This is a genomic window from Microbulbifer maximicatervae (SeqCode) (assembly GCF_052467325.1).
This window is the reverse complement of the sequence record NZ_CP174310.1, coordinates 5136640-5157155: the sequence shown is the minus strand read 5'-3', so window position 1 is coordinate 5157155 and position 20516 is coordinate 5136640. Positions and strand designations below refer to the sequence as shown.

13 protein-coding genes are annotated in these 20516 nt (G+C 44.3%); 4 read left to right on the top strand and 9 right to left on the bottom strand.

Going from position 1 to position 20516, the window contains the following annotated elements; all coding sequences use genetic code 11:
* Positions 1–35: 35 nt before the first annotated feature.
* Complete coding sequence (locus ACJJIE_RS22865) at positions 36–158, bottom strand: hypothetical protein (protein WP_444893076.1); 123 nt, start codon at positions 156–158, stop codon at positions 36–38.
* Positions 159–777: 619 nt separating this feature from the next.
* Here ACJJIE_RS22865 and ACJJIE_RS22860 point away from each other — a divergent pair.
* Both ACJJIE_RS22860 and ACJJIE_RS22855 read left to right on the top strand, forming a co-directional pair.
* Positions 778–1113: a hypothetical protein gene (locus ACJJIE_RS22860; RefSeq protein ID WP_282933795.1), complete on the top strand. Its 336-nt coding sequence runs from the start codon at positions 778–780 to the stop codon at positions 1111–1113.
* 448 nt (positions 1114–1561) lie between these two features.
* Entirely contained in the window at positions 1562–1849 is a 288-nt protein-coding gene (locus ACJJIE_RS22855) for a hypothetical protein (RefSeq protein ID WP_444893075.1), read from the top strand.
* A gap of 267 nt (positions 1850–2116) precedes the next feature.
* Here the strand turns inward: ACJJIE_RS22855 and ACJJIE_RS22850 are convergent, their stop codons facing one another.
* The 6 genes from ACJJIE_RS22850 to ACJJIE_RS22825 all read right to left on the bottom strand — a co-directional run bounded on the left by ACJJIE_RS22850 (position 2117) and on the right by ACJJIE_RS22825 (position 17445).
* Positions 2117–2467, bottom strand: a complete 351-nt coding sequence (locus tag ACJJIE_RS22850) for a hypothetical protein (RefSeq protein WP_108734133.1) — start codon at positions 2465–2467, stop codon at positions 2117–2119.
* A gap of 9 nt (positions 2468–2476) precedes the next feature.
* Positions 2477–9235, bottom strand: a complete 6759-nt coding sequence (locus ACJJIE_RS22845) for an FG-GAP-like repeat-containing protein (protein WP_444893074.1) — start codon at positions 9233–9235, stop codon at positions 2477–2479.
* 744 nt (positions 9236–9979) lie between these two features.
* Entirely contained in the window at positions 9980–12184 is a 2205-nt protein-coding gene (locus ACJJIE_RS22840) for a hypothetical protein (RefSeq protein ID WP_444893073.1), read from the bottom strand.
* A 638-nt stretch (positions 12185–12822) separates the two neighbouring features.
* On the bottom strand, positions 12823–13491 hold the full coding sequence (locus tag ACJJIE_RS22835) for a DNA-3-methyladenine glycosylase I (RefSeq protein WP_444893072.1): 669 nt from the start codon (positions 13489–13491) through the stop codon (positions 12823–12825).
* 303 nt (positions 13492–13794) lie between these two features.
* The gene (locus ACJJIE_RS22830; RefSeq protein WP_444893071.1) at positions 13795–15981 is read right to left on the bottom strand and encodes a S9 family peptidase; all 2187 of its coding nucleotides are present in this window, start codon (positions 15979–15981) and stop codon (positions 13795–13797) included.
* An 84-nt stretch (positions 15982–16065) separates the two neighbouring features.
* Positions 16066–17445, bottom strand: coding sequence for an SLC13 family permease (locus ACJJIE_RS22825; RefSeq protein ID WP_444893070.1), 1380 nt, complete (start codon positions 17443–17445; stop codon positions 16066–16068).
* A gap of 397 nt (positions 17446–17842) precedes the next feature.
* On the opposite strand from ACJJIE_RS22825, the gene ACJJIE_RS22820 reads away from it, so the two are divergent.
* Together ACJJIE_RS22820 and ACJJIE_RS22815 are read left to right on the top strand one after the other, a co-directional pair.
* Positions 17843–18439: an SLATT domain-containing protein gene (locus ACJJIE_RS22820; protein ID WP_444893069.1), complete on the top strand. Its 597-nt coding sequence runs from the start codon at positions 17843–17845 to the stop codon at positions 18437–18439.
* Positions 18440–18513: 74 nt separating this feature from the next.
* Positions 18514–19014, top strand: coding sequence for a TrmH family RNA methyltransferase (locus tag ACJJIE_RS22815; RefSeq protein ID WP_444893068.1), 501 nt, complete (start codon positions 18514–18516; stop codon positions 19012–19014).
* On the opposite strand, the gene ACJJIE_RS22810 is transcribed toward ACJJIE_RS22815, so the two are convergent.
* Both ACJJIE_RS22810 and ACJJIE_RS22805 read right to left on the bottom strand, forming a co-directional pair.
* Positions 19011–19895, bottom strand: coding sequence for an aldo/keto reductase (locus ACJJIE_RS22810; protein ID WP_282933806.1), 885 nt, complete (start codon positions 19893–19895; stop codon positions 19011–19013). The genes ACJJIE_RS22815 and ACJJIE_RS22810 overlap by 4 nt on opposite strands.
* Before the next feature lie 203 nt (positions 19896–20098).
* Positions 20099–20422 carry a TfoX/Sxy family protein gene (locus tag ACJJIE_RS22805; protein ID WP_282933807.1) on the bottom strand — a complete coding sequence of 108 codons (324 nt, stop codon included), beginning with the start codon at positions 20420–20422 and terminating at the stop codon, positions 20099–20101.
* Between the last annotated feature and the right edge of the window lie 94 nt (positions 20423–20516).

Here is a 20516-nt window from a genome sequence, read left to right as displayed (position 1 = left end):
AGAAGTTTTGAAGATTCAATTTCCTTCTTCAAACTTTACCCAAACATTTTCACCATCAAGACCAAGCCAAACATGTTCAGGGGTAAAGGTACACCAGTCCAAGCAAGTGCTGAATTGGAAAAACCAATCGCCGCTAAAAATAAAAAAATCTTTTTCATAACTAATGCTCACTCTAGCTGACAGAATATAAATATTCACTTGTAAATACAAAACTGTAAAGGCTCAAAACCCGGATGAGATTACACCAACAGTCACACTAAGTCACCCTTAAAACTATATTGTTCCTATATTAATCGCCACATGACTCAAAAGTGACAACCACCCTAATTGGTTAAGTCAAATACAGAGTAATCTTATATTTTTTGGCTGAAAAAAGAGGTGGCGGCATCACCCTGACAACATAACAGGTCAAAGTCTATACAGATCGAAAAAGGTACGGAAATCTTACCTCTAAATAGGACTATTTAACCAGTTAAGACATAAAAACCCCTAAAGCCATCATCAACAACCTGAGAAAAAAGATGAAGTAATACAAATGTATAAATTAGAACGTACATTATATCCTGTTGACCACAATGAACACTCAAAACTTGAACCAGAAAAATACACCATCCGCAGAGCGGATGGATTAATGCGAGCCAACATCATATAATAGTAAAGTCTCCCACCTTACTCTAACTATCTGTGTATTAAAATACGCAAAATCAGAAGTTGCCGATAAAACTGTGGAATAGACAATTAACACAATTATACCAAAAGCAGGGACCAATATATATTATGAGATCTAAACTAGCAGCAATTCTAACAGCAGGTCTTCTAAGCACTCATAGCTATGCAGCAGAATACTCTGGGTGGACAACCATCGAACAGATTTCTCTTGGATGGGGCACTAAAAGAGTAAACCTAACACTAAAAGATGAAATGCCGGACCCACTTGATTGTAGCGATGCAGTGTACATGGTTCAGGCCGATGAAAGTGCACCAAATTTGGACCATATTCTTTCTATTGCCCTTAGCGCTCATACCGCAGGAAAAGAAGTAAATCTAATAATAGATGATTCAAACTGTTCAGCTGGAGGAAACATTAAATTACTTTCCATTCTAATTAGATAATCAACAGAATTTAATGTAAAAAATATCCAGATCAGAATAAGAATTTTTATTTTAACAAAAGCTAATAAAAATTACTGATCTGGATTTATCAAATAAATATTAATATTTGACAAGATTGAAGTCATCCAATAATGATCCATCATGCTTTCATTCTACTAGAGTTTATTATAACTTAGTGTTTTATTAGGTGAGGCTACCCACACCAATCCAAACTATAAGTTGATCACAGATAAACGTCATGGGCCTATTATCCCTTAGAGGATTAAATTGGGCTCTATAAATTGGATAGGTCAAAGCTAAGCCTTACTCTTTTTATTTGAATCTAGCAAATAAACACACTCCGATCACAATGACAATTAACCAGAAAACGATTTAAATCAAAAAGGAATAAGCGCACAGCAAGCTCGAATGGACCCCCAAAAAACTACCACTTGTGGTTGGCGAGCGTATGAACACGTTTAAGAGACTGCCTTTTCAGTTAGATCGCTACTTGGTACTGGTAAACTGGAGAGCCGGACATTTAGATCCGAGGAAGCGCGGCGCTATTTCTCATGACATCTTCCCTGTTCTCAAACGGATGGGTATCTCACCAAAACACTGGCTCTACCTAAATCGAAATTTTGAAAGCCGCTTTAAAGGCCTGGTGAGTCAGCAGGGGGGGGTAGATAAGCTTGCATCCAACTCGACAATGCTAGTTCAGCGTTATAAACGACTGCCGGCGCTTCCTTTCTGCTAAACCCTGCTAATTCCCATGTGGTTTCCCAACGCTATTCTTCTGCTTTTATCCAAATTCAATATTTTAAGCCCCAGGTGAAACTCTCCACAACTTCATAGCGCTTAGCGCTAAACCAAGTTGAGATGACTGTTAGAGATAGTCATCAACAATACTACTAGAACCCCTCTCTAATCTATGGAGCTTATTGCCACATTACTTTAGACTCGAGCTATTTAGCGCTGATGACCATCGGAAGAAGTTCTACTCTATTCTAAATATATCATCACCTCAACTTCTAACTTTAAGAGCTAAATCTTCACAAATTATATCAATGATAGTACTTCCATGAATTTTAATTATATGAAATTTTCTATTAATCATACTTTGAGCATCTAAATCAAACAAATAATAACTAACATCTTTTTCTTCTATTTCTCGATATTCATGAGAAACATCAACCACTGCTATCTCATCTTCCTCCATATCTAATATATCGTTGGATATGCTGAGATATAAGATTCTCAAAAACTGAACATCTTTAACACCTTCATTGGTAGACACCGTTAATATAAATTTTTTTCTATCGGACAAGTTAACATTTTCAATAAAACTAATATCAATTGATGATAAAAGTGTCACAATATCTCCTTAAGGATTAAACACTTCAAGCGGATGTTCACTATGATCCAAGTGGCGAGGGATTTCTGCACCATCTGGCCCAAGTCGCTGACCTCTATTTATTCGTGCACCATCTGCCCCATATCTAGGCGCCGCGTTTCGTACAACTCGGCCTGTCTTCCAATTAACCCATACCTCTGACCCATCACTATGTCTGAAGCGTTGATAGCCCGATTTTGCTACTGACTTTCCCTCAAACCCCGCATCCCGAAGAATCTCAGCAACTTCCGATGCACTTCTTGACCCTAGATTACCCAATTCAGATGCTGCACCATTTCCACCAACGCCTCGTGAATGAGGTAATAGTTTTTGCTCTTTGATTTTCTTTTTCTTTCCGTAATGTGCTATAGCCAGACTGGCAGCAATAGCAGCAGTAATTCCGCCAGCTTTTACACCCGTTTTAATAGATTCGTCAAGTGTGCTTTCTTCAAATAGCCTCTGATTATTGACATAAAAATCATCACCTGAAACTAAAGTATGAAATTCGGCAAAGCTCTGCGCATAATGAGGCTGGGACGAGTAAGCTAGGTAATGTAATGACATCTTCAGACTTGCCATTAGCTGCTGTTGATAAGCTAACTGCTGAAGTTGCATCTGATGCTGCAACATATCCATCTGTGTAGGAGTTGGCCCACAGTCTCCACCATACACACCCGTTGGTCTACCAGCAGAGTACCACTGATAACAAGCTTCATATCCATTTGGGTCAATTAAGCTCAGCGGGTTATTAAAGGCATAGGTGTAGCGATTAAAGCTCTGGGTATTGTAGGGCGACTGAATCAACAGATCTGCACTCATAAAGCGCCCAACAATTGGGTCAAAGACACGCCCATTCATATGCACCAAAGAGAGCTGATCCAGCATTTCATGACCGGTGAAACCCTTTGCAGTCGGTAGGGCCTCTGGGTCACCACCAGTTGGGTCGCCATCACTCCAATCATCCAGGCGGCGCAATCCAAATGGGCTGTAGGCTAACCGCTCCACCGGGTTGCCATCAGCATCGGTAATACTCTCTACAGACCCCAGGTGATCCAGGTGCATATAGAGTATTTGCGTATCGCCGGAATCAGCTTCACTGTGCAAAAGGTAGCTACCCAGGTAGCTCTTTTGGGTGGTGCCGCTCTCCCCAACCACTACTTCATACTGGCCTCCCGCCAGGTAGTAAGTAGTTGCTGAATCATTGACCTGCTTATAGCGAGCGCGGTCCGGACCATAACTGAAGTAGGTGCTATCGATACGGGCGGGCTTGTTAAATACATCGTACTCCGCAGCAACACCTGCCCGGCTCGTCATATTGCCGTAAACGTCGTACTGGTATGAAAGACCGCCCGCTTCAGTTACCGCATGGACGCCAGCATTACCGCTACGCTCGTACTTAAGGGTGCCCACATCGGTACGGGAGGTCAGATTACCCAGGTCATCATAACCGTAATTGATAACCCGACTGCCAGAGGAAAGGCCCGTGGTACTCGCTTTGGTCAGGCGGTTAAGATCATCAAAAGTAAAGCTCTCGACAATAGCTTCCTGCGCAGAACCCGCACTGTCCTCTCTGCTACTCGCCCGATTCAACAGGTTGCCCATGCTGTCATACTGATAACTTAGGGATTGAATATTGCCGGTAACCGTCCCCCCCAGGCTTCCATCTCCAGTAATAATTCCGGTGAGCAAGCCACTGTCGCTATCGTAGGTACTTTTACTGACCAGGCCATTACCGAATTGCTGATAGATCAGGTTGCCCCGCTCATCCTCAGTATCATCCGCCTGCCACAGCAAGGCTGGGGCACTGAGATCGGTAATATCGTAGGCGTACAGCGGGAAACCTTTGCTGTCATAGCTATGCTCAACAGCAAAGCCTCCAGGATAAGTAACTGATTGCTCCCGGCTGAAAGCATCGTAACTATAAGAAAAACTCTTTGTGCCCAGCCCAGTGATTGTTGTCGATATCTGGTCGACTCGAGTCAGGCTGTCGTAATGATAGGATTCACTAAAGTCCGCCTTGGATTTACTACTGAGCAGACCGTACTTGGTTGTATCGTAAACCCAGCTGCTGGTCTCAGACGTACTATCTGCGGCGGTATCTATACGGGAGGTAACCCGGCCCAGTAAATCAAACTCCTGGGTAAAATACTTTTCATTAGCCGTTCCCTGCGCCCAAGTCTGCCTGCGCAACTGACCCAGCCCATCGTATTCAAAATTGAGCTGCCCCGAGTCGGGGTCTAGTATCTGAACTTTATTGCCAGACAAGTCGTAACCAATAGAAATCTGACTATTCGAATCACCGTTAACTTCAGTTTGCACCAGGTTACCCTGGCTATCGTACTCATAGGAGATAGGTGTGCTATTAGCATCTACAACACGAACAACCTGACCCAAACTATTCAAGTAGGTATAGTGCTCTTGCTGGCTACTGCCTCCATCACCATCTTCTACCGTCACCGTACGCTTTATTTTTTGTGCGTAAGTACTGTCGCTACTGTAACTAATTACAAGGCTGCCTCCTGCATCACGCTGCTTAGTCTCCATCCGCGACAGCTCGTCATAGGTATAAGTCGTCCAGGCCGTCGCTGAGCTTCCAGTAAAAGGCTCTGACTCACGGTAGACTTGGCCAGCCGCATTGTACTCAGTATCCACTTTAACGCTGCCGCCACTCATGGTGAGCTGCTCACTGCGCACCTCTCGCCCCAGCATATCGTAGTAGACCGCTGAGGTCGGGGCGCCCAGATAGCCAGGCAGCGCGTCATTGGTTACCTCAGAAATTACCGCATATACAGCGTCTGCAGGGCAAGACACTTCACCAGAATCACAGAAATAACGGAAAATTTCTGTGTAGGTGCCATCTGCAGACTGCTCAACCTCAGCACGGCCAAATGCGTCATACAGCGTAGTTTGGGTCAGCCCGTTGGCATCGGTAGTAGAGTTAACCAGGCCATACCGCGTGTCATAGGTTAAGGTGCCGGTATGTTCCAGTGCATTTTTTTCAGTCTGGGGATAGAGCTGATCCAGGAAATCACTGAGCGTTTCAATGGAGCGGCTACTTAAAGTGCCACCATCGATATCGCCACCGGTAACCTTGGTATTGGTCACCAAGCCTTGGCTATTGCGTGTGTAAGTACTTTGCAGCCAGTTATCTTCGCCCACAAACTCCTTACTGACCGCTACCGCAAGAGTATCCGGTTCTGCAGTGTAGGTGTGGGTATAGGAACGCTGGTCAGAACTACTGCCATTATTGGTGGTTACCGTACGGCTATCCACAAAGGAAATCAGCCAGTCACTTTCATTCGGGGAAACACTACTAACTGTTTTCTTAGTGCCCTCCATCCCTGTCACCGTACTGCCAGAGAGGCCTGTACCGGAGGTTAAAGTAACTGTTAGCGGGTTTCCGTAGGCATCAAAACTGCTCTCTATTTTGCTAACTTTTAGAGGAGACGATGCACTACTCGTTGTTAAGCCGTATTCACGGGTAATACTATCGGCTAAATAGGGGAAGCGATCATTACTGCTATGCAGCTTGTAACTATTGTCGATTAGCTCTACCAACTTGCCATTGGAGTTTTTAATCGTCTTGGAAGACAAAAATCCAGTATAGGGAAACTCTTGTAAGTATTCGCTGGTTGTAACCAAATCGGAAACAGTATCTTCTATTGTCTGCTCTTCGAACCCCAGATATCCACGGCCATGAAGATCTAACTTACTCCCCTTGTAGTGGTAGAAGCGATTATTAAAGCCCCCCAAACCATTACTAATTTGCGTTTTATAGACTACATGCTGGCCCCGTATTGTATTAATAACAGGAAACTTTAACCCAACTCCCCCTTCATACAGCGGTGAACCATTTACTAGGCGACTATCTAATGGACTAAATAAAAATTTAGTCTTAACACCATAGCTGCTCTCCACTTCGACAAGTAAGTCAGATTTGCTTCCTATATCAAATAGAAGCTTGGCATCACCATCAGAGTTCTCATCGCGATAATAAACATCTTTTAATCCATCATTATTTATATCCTCAAATAATGGCCCACTATCAGAGGATATATCAAAGTCAAGTAATCCATTCAGGGCACCATCAAATGGATCAGCGTCAACACTTTCAAAGTCGGCAACTACTTCTCCAGACGGCATTATTCTCTGAGTAGTTATTAATACACGCCAAGCGGATCCATCAGCTTTTTGAGAAACAATATCTGGAGTTCCATCCTTATTGAAATCTAACAAAAATGAAATTTGATTTTTGTGATCCCCAGAGCTAATCCCCGTATCTATTTCCGAACCAAAAACACCCCCCTCATTTAGATAAATCCGCCAAGATCCATCTATCTCACCATCATCAGTTACACGAACAACGTAATCGTTTAACCCATCATTATTAAGATCTACAAATATACCATTATAATTTGTTGCATAGGGTGTTGACACTTCACGCTTCGAACTGGACAACCAATAAGTAAACCCGTTTTTAGTATCATAGCGCTCAATTAAACGACCAACTGTTTGAGTGATTGTGATATCTTCTCCATCACCCCTTGGTAAGCTCACTTCAGCATATTTAACTAACTCACCATCACCGATATTTCGTAAAAAGAAACGTTCAGTATCCCTAGAAGAGATATCTAGTAGGCCATCACCATCTACATCAGTTACTAAAAGTCCTCTACTGGAGTAGCTATCTGATGACCAGAAAAGAGTTCCTTCACTTTCCACATAAGTAAAGTTATCTCCGCCGTCAATCCAATTGTTATCATTCCTCAACCAAATTCTGCCAGCAGCACCAAAAGGGCTTAGAAAAAAATCATCTAGTCCATCATTATTGAAATCTGCAACCAGAGCTGAAGCAATTGGAGAGACCATATCACCACAACAAATTCCATCCTGAGGATAAATATTCGTTACAGTTGAAGCTCCAGGGGTATCGAGATCAAAACGAAGAACATACAAATATAATGAATTTTTTCCATTTGAATCAATGCTCTTGTTGCCTAGCAATAACCCATATTCTTCTCCCAACCTTATAGGCTGAGCAATTTCACCCGAATCCGTACCATGCCTAATAACCCCCTCCTCTGTTGTAGGCTCTACAAGGGTGAAGCAACCATCATCTCTTCCACGAGCAACAGCCCAATTAAACTTAGTGAATACTCCTTCTACTTTTCCGAGCCTAAAAACTATATCTTGAAAACCATCATTATCAACATCAATAACCTTTGGTGAAAATGCATCATCTAAATAAGGAGTAATATCCAAGTCACACTGACCAAAATTACTCTCTTCTAACTCTGTATTACCATCTTGCCAAGAAAATTTTGTTGGTCGAGCACAATCCTGAGTAAAACCATCATCGCGGTATCCGCACTCAATAACACCAGCTAAGCGATAACGATGAGAAAGGCCTCCTCGCTCATAATACAGATTGTATTCACGCACAGGGGTTCCACTGGTAGAACTCGAGGGGCTGGTAACACCAATATAGGTGGTTACAGATGTAAGAAGCTTACTGGTGACGATACTGCCACCATCGTCATAACCCCAGGGGCGATCTGTCAGATAGCTGGCACTACCAGTCTCGCGATCTTCATATTCAAAACGCACAGCTGAATCGGGACTATAATCCACTCGCTGGGGATAAAACTCACCAGAAGAATTATCCTCGTAATAGGTAACCGTATAACTATTACCAAAACGGTCGGTTACTTTATTGACAGCCCAGGTACCTATAGGACCGCTGGATTGGCCTGGGGCCTCCACCCGACTATCGGAAGTATTACCAAATTCCAGAATCAAGCCACTGCGGGTCCAGGCTTTAAAATACTTGGGCCCATTACTTTGTGAGCCACTGGAAACTATCTTGGTAAATGTATCAATCTCAGTGCGGTACTCTGTACCGCTTGCCCAGTATTGGCTATTGGTTGCAGGATCACTGGCAGCGCTAACTGCAATCAGTTTTTTCCCGTCCAGACAAAGGCGCTCACTGGTGCTGTAACGCTCCGCCCCCGATTGGGCAGACGTGCCCTCTGTTGCCAGAGTAGGCTTGCAGCGATGAATATAGGAAAGGCCGTTTAGTTGCCACCCCATTCCCAGCAAGCCGTTACCACTTTGACTGCTGTATCCTAAAGAGAGCTTAGGCTCAATCCCGTTAATACCCACAGGGATCTCAAGGGGCATATTATATGAAGCTGTTCCGGTGGGCCCCACCCCGGCATTGCCTTTCGAAAGGGCGACAAAACTACTACTGCTATCCAGGTAAACCTTAAGCGCTGATAGTTCACCACTGCTATCACCGTAAGCTACTTCATGAACACTATCAGAGCCTTCAAGCAGCAGATCATCAATCCCGTCACCATCAACATCCGATACCGACACCGATGCCCGATTAGATGCAAATAAATTGCTATCCAAATAATCTGAAATAACAGGAGTGTTCCCCGACAATAAAATCAGGCTGTCATCACTGGCGCTGGTGCCTTGCAGGAAATAGTCAGTATTACCATCCCCATCAAAATCGCCCGTCAAAAGTGATTGGCGTGCACTGGACCAACTGACACTATCCAGCGTTGACTGATTGGGAGAAGAGACCACGCTATAAGTCCCATCACCATTAGAAAGCAGTACAATTGCCTCGTACAACGAATCAGTAACAATAGGGGTAATTACATCTCCGCGAAGTAAGACATAATTGGGATTTGGTGACAGGTAGAGGTCATCTTTACCATCTCCATCATAATCCCCAGTCAATACTTCATGGCCAACACTTGTCCACTCGACTTCATTGGCATTAGCTGTTCCAACGAAACCTGCAAAAGTAAAAAATAATGCTAATTTAAGGGGGGGGTCGAAAATCGAAAAGACAACCCAATACCGATTTCATTTTTAACATGCTTCTTCATCCCCCAGAACGATGCTTTTGTAGGCTACTTACGTTTCTTTAACGTAAGAATAAAGGTCAAGTTCTTATTGTTTTAAGTACGTAACCAGAAAGTGCCCCTAAACAACTGCACTTACAAACATTTCTAAAATGTAAAAAATTGCCGGAATACTATTCCGTAAAGAACATTTTTACAAGAAAAGCCTAAAACAACAAATAACAATTTGAGAAAAAGCACAAATGTAATAAGAGTCATATTTTCGCTTCATATATGCACTAGAATTTTTTCTAAGCACCCACAAGCAGAAAATCCACATTACCGTAAAATGTGTCCGCAACAACTCAAAAAGAAGGGCGCCGCTTGACATCAAGGTGTGAACATGAAAGCAAATCAACAAAAAGAATAGCGACACCTAATAATAATTATGAGGCAAACAAAAAGGGAAATAGAGCTAGAAAGATAAATTTAGAGCACAATCAAGCGAAAAAAATGAGATGCCAAGAAAGTAAGCTCCAGAAAATCACGATTCAGCCCAAGCGAAAAGGGTATCAAAAGGCTATAGAAAACTATTTACAATTATTAACAAGGGGGAGGTATAGCTCCCCCAGCCTTATCAGTTCACGCTATTTGAATGATATACCATTGCCTGCCAAACATTTTGCTGACCACTCACATAGTTATCATGCGTTGGATTCTTGATATAAGTCCAAGCCACCTTTCCATCGCCTAAATACATAGGCTCATCCAAGCCACCCCAACCATAATTTGGCAATTCTACAGGCCCTTCAAGTACATTTAAATCTGCATCAATTTCCATTACATAGAAGGCCTTTGGCACTAATAATCGCTTAGAGCCGTTATCGGCATAAATACGGTTATATGCGAGGTTGTCAGAAATACACTGAAATTTTGCATACCCAAATAAGTAACGTCCATTTTTTAAATCAATAAGTTGTGGATCACTGATTTGGCAATCATCGTCCTCGACCAACCAATTAAAGCCCTGCCCCTCCATACTACCAGTAGAGCTGACCTTGGCGATGCCAATACGGGTTAATGAGCTGGAATCTAATGCATCACCAGAATATAGTCCTTGCCTGGTTATTGTGGGGAAACTGTCATCACCCTCCCAGTAGTTGTAACTCATATAAGATAGGAAACAGTTTGTGGTGTCGTAGTCTGCACAATCTTCATCAAACGGCCCCTCCCCAGATAGATCAACACCAACCTCATCCTCAAGAAAACGATCCATATCCGCATCTTCAATATATTTAGGCGAGACGATCAAGGAGAGGTTGGTATTCGCATCCACAGGTACAACAGTGTGACCTCCACCATTAGATACCATCGCAGACGTTGAAGGCACGAAGTGATTAAAACGCCCTTCAATTGATGAGCTGGATGTTTCCATCTTAACGGCAATAGTTCCCAGCTGCCCATGAGTACTGCCAATCCAGTCATTCCAATCACTGGTACAAATCGCACCGAACATTTCATTATCTGGATTATAGAACGAGCGAATATTTACAACGTGGCCATCACCGCAGGCCCAATACCAACCGCGATTATCTGTGCTACTCATATCCAGAGACCAATTATTACGATCAATAACCGTTAAGCCTGCCGAATAATGGGAACTCCCATTCCCGTCAAATACCCGCGCAGAAACTGAGAACCCGTAGCTACTACGACCTTGGCTGTCATCTTCAACATAAATCAGCTCTTGTGCGCCAAGATGAGTTCCACCATGCATTTTATTGACTACATAAGCATCGGGAACTTCATCCAAAGACTGATTTTCCCATTCCAAAAGCCAGATCTGCTCGTTATAACTGTAGCTGGCATCGCGAATATGCTGCAACAAATCATCAAAGTCACCAGAGGATAGGCTGGAAATAATATAATCCATCTCCTCCTGCATATCTGACCCTTTAATGGTGGTGAATGAAGGTGAGTCTCCAAAATCAGTATCAGGGAAGGTTGCCTCCAAGCCAGCAAGGAAATCATCAAAAGTCAGAGAGGGGTGCTCTGTAAAGAAATCAATATATTTACTGTGGTTGGTAGCAACCAAAAGACCAATTTCGTTCTCAATACGGGATTCAATGGTGTCAATATTATCTTCCATTTTCATCCAGGTTGAACCATATTGCTCAATAAGATCAGCCTCGACGTCATAGCGCTCATTGGCTTGATACTCGGTATTGCATAGAACTGCTACCGTGGAGCAATCGGAACTTACGGCTATGCCGTGGGATTCATAACACTGGTTTAACAGCGTAGCATTTCCTGTTGGCTCAAAACTGGAAGTATCTGGATCATACTGCAGCTCATAAACAGAACCGTGGGTCGTATCCGCAGCAGTGTCACCCTCTGACAAAGTAGTAGAAACAAACATCCTCGGAGTGTCAGTGTCTGTCGCACAGGTCGCAGTATAACTGCGAATCGGGATATCAATATCCTCTTCATCCTGCTCCCCGTCAGTACGCGCTATGTAGTGCGCCATCTGATAAACCTCACGAGCATTATTCATTCCTTCTGGTAGGGTTACATCAATAGCGGTCAATGACGCAAACCCCAAATCAGTAAGTTCCACATCCCCAAGAACAACTGTGGTACCGACATTATCGGAAATCGGCGTATTATCATCGCCAGACGTATCCTCGCCACTACTACCTTGACCACTACTACCCTGACCACTACCGCTATCTGTAGAAGAACTACTTGAATCTGAAGAGGAACCTCCTCCCCCACCGCCACATGCGGCCAGCAATGCTGTTAAAGAAAGTGCCAATAACTTTTTATTTATTAGTAAGCCCATCAGTTCTGCCCAACTCGTATGTCACTAAAATAATTCATTACTACTTAATATCCTCGCCTGAATTTGTATCTCCACGCTAAGGACCGGCGTGAACTTTAGAGGAATGCAATCGATTGTCTGTGAACTGGTTCTGGGGGCCGCCTGGGGGCGATAAGTGGTAACTCCATAGCGATAAACGGTATTAAACTATCACCGAGTAAAGCGAATCTGCACGAATAAAAGTTGGCCAATTTTTTATAGCATACACTTTCATTCAACTGTTACAGCTGTAACGGTCTACCGAAACTGAGAAGTTTATAAAACTGATATAATCCCATTAATACACTATAAGCTGGTACTGAATCGGACCCTTATTTATTCACTGTGAAGAATGTCAACTACCATGGAACAGCAAGAGCTGGAGCAATAGAAGAGATTATCGTTACTGCTTCCAGAGCTAGAAATAGTAAGCTGAAATTAGCTTTTCAGAAGCATATAGAGAAACTGGGGTTAACTCCTTCGATGAAGTTCAGTATGAGGCTTCGTTATCGGTGGATTTTCAGGTTATGCCGGCAGACATGGAAGAATAGTGTTCGATCAAACCCTCTAATTGATAGAAGTCCAAGCAGGTACTTCTACCAACTAAATACCTCTGTTGTTTAGCCTACCGAAAGTGACAATATCTGGCTAATCTCATTTAAACTACGATTTGACTGGGATTGCCAAATTTCAATGGCTGCTTTTAATGCTGCCCAGTCTTTCTTGGAGGAGGGGGACTTGTCGACAACCCCTTCTCGAATAAGGGCTCGAATGGTATCACTCGCAAAAACCAAAGTATCAACTCCCATTCGTCTTAGAAATACTTGGGCAGTCTTACCACCAAGTCGATCGCCACCTTTACGTAGGTACAGAAGATTCTCAATATAGTTGTCTGTATTCCAGCTGGAAAAATACTGGCCCAAACTTCCATGCTCATTAGATAAATGCCAGAAGAAGTCTGCATTTCTCTGAATGGAGCGAGTTTTAGTCCAGTGCTTGATCATACCTTCCTGCCGCATTAGGTCATCTAGTGCCTCTTCAGGCAAGTAACGACAGAACGAAACATCAAAGCCATAAAAGATTTTCTCTATATCCGGCCACTTTTTTTCAACAACCTTCCAGCTAAAACCGGCTTGGAAAACAGCCCGGGATGCCGATGACAACCACTGGCTATCATGTATCTCTCTCAGGAACTGCGCAGGCTTGGGCTTAACCAGCTTCGACTGAAGTCCGTCTAACCCTCCAAATCGATCAATCACAGGTGCCTCAATGGCGGCGAACTCACGCATAATTCAGACCTTCCAGATAAATCCACCTTCATTCTACGCCTATAACTAGAAATTCAAAGTATTTAGTTTTTAGCGGAACACTAAAAAGTGTTGTACACGCTTAGCCTGCCCACACAATACGAAAAGCCAACAGGTTCTAGAGGTAAATATTTCAGATTGCTGTAAAAGAAAAGGACAGTTCAATTCTTCCAACAAATAAAGGGGAGCCGCCCCCCCTTTATTTACATGAGATTTAATTAAGGATGTAAAGAATAATTAGCCACCCATAATCAGACTTATATCGCTAAAATAAGCATAACGCATTTATTGCTTAACTTTCTTATCGGTCTCTCCATTTTTGTAGCCAAGTAAATCGAGGTAAAATGCATACTGTAAAGCGGTCTCCTTATAGCGACGGAAACGACCCGAAGAGCCACCGTGACCTGCTTCCATATTGGTATTGAATAACAACTGATTTTCATCGGTCTTCAATTCGCGTAACTTTGCCACCCATTTCATTGGCTCAAAGTATTGCACCTGGGAATCATGTAGCCCAGTGGTTACCAACATATTGGGGTAATCCTGAGCTTTCACCTGGTCATAGGGAGAATAGGAAAGCATATATTCATAACTATCCTTATTATTAGGATTGCCCCACTCGTCATACTCATTAACAGTCAGGGGAATTGACTCATCAAGCATGGTAGTTACCACATCAACAAATGGCACCGCCGCAGTAACTCCCCGGTACAAATCCGGCTCCATATTGACTACCGCCCCCATCAACAGCCCCCCGGCACTACCACCTGAAGCAAAGATTTTATCAGGGGCGCCATATTTTAATTTTCCCAACGCCTTAGTAACGTCGATGAAATCAGTGAAAGTATTCTTTTTATTGAACATCTTTCCATCTTCGTACCAGGCACGCCCCAACTTTTGGCCGCCACGAATATGGGCAATAGCAAATACAAAACCTCGGTCAAGCAAGGACACCACTGAAGAACGGAACCAGGGATCAACGGTGCTGCCGTAAGAGCCATAGGCATATTGCAATAATGGATTAGAGCCATCTTTGTTGAATTTATCTTTACGATAAACCAAAGATACCGGCACTTTAACACCATCGCGTGCTGCTACCAGGATACCCTCGCTCTGATAGTGCTCTGGGTCAAAACCACCCAGAACTTTGTCTTGCTTAAGTAATTCCAACTCGCCACTATCCAGCTTGGCTTCATAAACACTATTTGGTGTCGTTAAACTCGAATAAGATACTCGAACACTCTCTGAATCCAAGTTTGGATTTGCACTCAAGCCCAATCTGTATACCGGATCATTAAAACCTACTTGGAGGTCCTTATTATTCTCTAAATTAATGATTCGGAGACCCGTTTGCCCCGCTTTTCGTTCTATTACTGCCAGATGATGATCAAATAAAGTGAAATCTTCCAGCAAAACCTTACTACTATGAGGTATGACTTCCTGCCAATTAGACTTATCTGTTGCGTCGTCCATGGCAACCTTCATAAGGCGGAAGTTTTCAGCTTGCCAGTTGGTCATGATATAAAAATCACTCCCTAACTTTAACGCTGAATACTCGTGATCCTCTTCCCGGGGATATAAGGGAGTAAAATCAGCAAGAGGAGTGTTCGCATCCAGGATTGACTGGCCACTGCTAGTTGTAGAACTGTGGTGAATGCGTATCAGCTCTCCATCCCGGGATTTGGAAATCCACGTATAGAAAGCCTTATCTATCTCTTCGTAAACAACAACATCTTCACTCTGCGGCGTGCCCAGCTTATGGCGCATTACTTGATAGCCGAGCAGAGTTTGATGGTCCTTATTGATATAGAAGACAGTTTGGTTATCGTTTGCCCAAACGGCAACTGGTGAAGCATTCTCCAATTTATCTGGCAGCATCTCACCAGTCTTTAAGTCCTTGAAGCGAATCGTGTAAACACGGCGCCCAACACTATCTTCAGGATATGCTACCAATTGATTACTGGGAGAAACCGCCAGGCGCCCTACACTAAAGTAGCCGTGGCCTTCAGCCAGCACATTCACATCCAGCATAACCTCTTCAGGTGCTTTCTGGGTCCCTTTACGTCGCGCGTGGATCGCGTATTCTTTCTCAGGAAGATAGCGGCTGTAATACCAGTAGCCATTATAATAAACGGGAACCGTTGATTTATCTTTCTCCAGGCGGCCAGTCATTTCCTCAAAGAGTAATTCCTGTAACTCTTCAGTGTGGTGCATTACCAAATCGGTATAAGCATTTTCTGCTTCCAGATGAGCAATAACATCTGGCGCCTTACGTTCATCGTCGCGCATCCAGTAGTAATTATCGATGCGCTCATGGCCATGCATAACCATTTTGTGTGGTACTTTCATTGCTACAGGAGCAGAGGTTTGCTCACTAAACAAGGTTTTTTCCTCTACAGCTTGGTTGCTCTTCTCTTCGCCACACCCTGTTAAACCAAGGGTGAGCAACAGTGTTGCTGTGGTTTTATTCATCGAACTCTATCTCTCCTATCTATTTTTCTTTTATCCATTCGCCTGCTTATTCACATCTCACACTGGCTATGATGGAGACAAACACTATCCAGCCAGGATTAACCAGCTCATCCCTGCTATTATCAGCGATGCTGTCACACTAAGTATCGCGCCCTCTCGCACCATGTCCTGTATACGTATTTTACCGGTTCCATACGCAATCGCATTGGGCGCAGTAGCCACAGGCAGCATAAATGCACAACTGGCACTCATCGCCGCAGGTATCATCAGCACCATGGGCTCAAAACCCGCTGAAGTGGCAGCTACAGCTAAAATTGGCATAAGTAGAGTTGCCGTAGCTGTATTACTGGTTATCTCTGTCAGGAAGGTCACACTTAGGCATAGAATGACCAACAGCAACCACAGTGGCATCGCCGTCAGGAAAGAAAGACCGTTGCCGAGCATATCGCTCAGGCCGGAACTGGAGAAACCTTTTGCTAGCGCTATACCACCGGCAAACAGTAATAGCATTCCCCAGGGGATCGTCTCTGCCGTCTGCCAATCGAGCAGGCGCCCTCCCTTACCGTTAGGCACTAGAAACATAGCGACAACGGCTGCTAGAGCCACGGTTCCATCACCAGCAGCATCAATACCTATCAATTCGCTCCAACCACCAAACGGTGCATTGCGAGTAACCCATAGGAGAATTGCCACACCGAAAACCATTAAGGTTCGCTTTTCCTCTTGCCTCCACTCTCCCACTTGAGGGGGCTCAATGTCATTTTTCAGATGCACATGACGGGTCAGCCAGAGGGCCATTATAGGCAGCGTCACCAAAGCAACTGGGACTCCTATTTTCATCCAACCCAAGAAGCTAAACTCTCGTCCGGTTACTTCTTCGTATATTCCCATAAAAATAACATTGGGCGGCGTGCCCAGAGGAGTACCTACCCCACCCAGACTTGCGGCATAGGCAATACCCAGGATCAGGGCAATACTTAAGCGCTCGTTGTCGATCTTACTGAGAATTGCCAGGGCTATAGGCAGCATCATCAATGTGGTAGCAGTGTTGGAAATCCACATGCTCAGGAAGCCTGCTGCCAGCATAAATCCGAGCACCAGCCTGCGGCCGCTGGAGACGCCCACAATACGCAACATATACAGGGCAAGGCGCTCGTGAGCCCCACTTTTCTCCAGGGCCTTGGACAAAATAAAGGCCCCCATCAGTAACAGAATGACATGACTTCCCAAGGAAGCTGCCACCTCCCGATGATCCGCTACTCCAAATAGAGGCAAGAGGACAAAAGGCACCAGTGACGTTGCGGGGATTGGAAGTGCTTCCGTTATCCACCAGATCACTGTTAACAAGGTAATTGCAGCAGTTACTGCCGGTAGATACTGCATTCCCAACGCAGATAAAAAGAAATAGAAGGCCACAGCAAAAAGAGGACCCAAAACTATAAAGCGCTGCCGCGCGATTGACATACCTGCCCCCAACTACTCAAGGGTTTAATTTTTATAAGTTTGAATCTTGGGAGGGGTATAAACTCCCCGGTCAAGATGGCCGATAAAAATACAAGAAACTGGTCCTTTTGCGCAGCTCTTTTTATTCCTAGAGTAAAATTCCCTTACGGAATTGGGTGTTACACCGTTGAATCCCTTAAATAGCTGATGTTCAGTGATCAAATAGCAATCTATGTAACTGAAGGCATTGCGAGCAGCAAGGGTATGTAATCACTTATACGAACCCCAAAATATGGACATACCTGACTATCAAGACTGAAAAAGTAGTCCTTTGTGCCATCACTTTTGTACATCTCGCTGACATCCGTCAAACTATCGCCCACAATAGCTAGAAGTAGAATGAGGGCGGAAAGGAATCATGAGCACTATACCCAACACTGTGGAAGTACTGGAGAAGCTCCGCTGGAATGCTCACCTGTGCAAACACAGCCACTTTCGAGCCTCTATGAAGGGGCGCAATTTGCATGTGCTTTGCGGGGTGCCCATCGTCGTCGTCAACTTATTCCTCGGTTCGCTTTTCTTCTCCCTGATCAATGCGGAGCTGCCTGATTGGACCAAGTGGAGCGGTGCGGCGCTGGCCCTGCTGGCCGCGCTATTGGGCGGTGTGCAAACTTTCTTCAATTTTAAAAAGAACTATGAGGGACACCGACAGGTAGGCAACGAGTACCTGGCGATCGCCAGGGAGTGCGAGCGGCTGATCGCCCTTTACTTCGACGATATCCTGGATCTTGAACATCTATCCAAGAAGATCTCAGAACTGAATACACGTTACAGCGAAATCAACCAGCGAGCGGAAGAGTTCATTGTGTCAGATAAGGTATACAGGCAAGCGGTACATATCCAGAACCAGAAGGCCAACCGGGAGCCCTCCCTGGTAGAACAGATGCGTAATCGCCAGGCCGCTGCGCAAAGAGTCACCGAGGAGGCTCTCGAAATCGCAGAGAGCAGCCGCTAACTCCCCCATCAATACCGCAGTACTTTCCTGGGGAAGTGGTGACTTCCCCACTTCCTATAGTAACAAACCGAAAAATGCAGACAGATCACAGTAGTCATCAACCCAGCACTGACACTTACCCATTATGCTATTTAGCCACCGATATCGGCACACCGAGTAATATCGGCGGCCTATTTCGTATCGCCGATGCACTCGGCGTAGAGAAAATTTATTTAACTGGTGAAAGCCTGGTTCCACCTAATTCCAAAATTCGGAAAGTTTCCCGGTCTACAGAAAAGTACGTTCCCTACGAATATCACTCATCTGCAGTCAATATCGCGCAAACCTTAAAAAATAAGGGCTATCGATTAATTTGCCTGGAGATTGCCTCAAATAGCGTCGAACTCAAAGATACCCCCGTTTCCAAAGGGAATAAAATATGTTTGGTATTGGGTTCTGAAAAGGATGGGGTCAACCCCGAACTTCTGGAACTGGCAGATGCTGTGGTACACATACCTATGCAGGGTATCAATTCCTCAATGAATGTTACTTCCGCCTGCGCTATAGCGACCTATGCTTTGCTAGAAAAAATTTAATCGGGCACTTTGACCATTATATTTTTCTGATTAACATAGTCGGGATCACCGCCCAACCTTTTATTGCAGTTCAATCCATTAATTGCCTGGATCTCCGCATTGCTCAAATTAAAATCAGATAATAAGAAGTTATTGCGAATGTGATCCAGGCTTTCCGCCTTGGGAATAACTATGCGATGCTGCTGGATATTCCACTTAAGGATAACCTGCCCCGAAGTCACCCCGTGATTTTGCGCAATATCCACAATTACTGGATCTATGAGAGGTTTTTCATGAGCCTCGACACCGCTCCATGTAGATCCCGACCCCAAAGGGGACCAGCTGCAAATCGCAATTTTATGGAACTGGCAATAATCGACTAAAGGCTGCTGAGTGAAGTAGGGATGCAGTTCAATTTGATTACAAACTGGGCGCACTTCCGAGAAAGTCGCCAGTTGTTCAATATCAGATTTACGAAAGTTTGATACCCCCAGGGCCCGCACTTTTTTCTGCTGGTAAAGCGCCTCCATTGCACCCCAGGTCTCCCGGGTATAGGCCGGCATAGGCCAATGGATCAGATATAGATCCAAGTATTCCAGCTGCAATCGCTCCAGGCTACGGGCAAATGCATCGTGAGTTTTATTGGTTCCCTGCTCCGTATCCCAAACTTTACTGGTAATAAAAAGCTCTTCCCTCGCTAGGCCGGATTCTTTGATCGCTCTTCCCAGAGCTCGCTCATTTCCGTAGACCGATCCTGTGTCAAAATGACGGTATCCCACAGACATGGCTTTCAAAATAACTTCTGTTACATACTCATCATCCTGCTGCCAGCTGCCAATCGCAGCCATTCCCATACCGAGCTGAGGTATCTCTACACCGTTATTCAATTCGAGAAAATACATAATCAATATCCTTTCAGACTACTGAGCGGTAAATCAGCAAGGACCAAGAGGGAATATAACCGGGGTCACATTTATTTCGCTGAGTGTAGGCCGAACAGAAGTCAACGCGTAGAAAACAGCGAACACACGCCAACTCCTGACTGCTAATCACTCACCACGCAATAAAAAGAAACTAATTTTCTAAGTTCAGTGAATATAAGCGATTATTTTGGAGGAAGTGAACCCGCAAATACCGCTCCACGACTGACCCAGTTATCCAAATCCTCTGCGACAGCATCTTCTTCCACATATACCATGCCTTTTAAGGGGCGCCCAGTGTAATCCATAGGCCGTGTATAGCGTTCGGCTAACGCAGTTTGATACTCATCAGGCCCAACCCGGACCATCAACTCCTCTCCAACAACCCCACAGGCCATATTGCCATTCAACATAAAAGCGAGACCTCCAAACATCTGCTTTTCACTGAGGCCTTCATTTCCCTGAAGTAATTTGCGCACTTTTTCAGCCAGAGTTTCGCTGTACGCCATAGTTTTCTCCTTAATCACTTTTACCAGGCAGGAATACCCCCTCAGAAACTGCTTTTTTCTGAAAAGGTTAAAAACGATGAAATTTGAAAAGAAT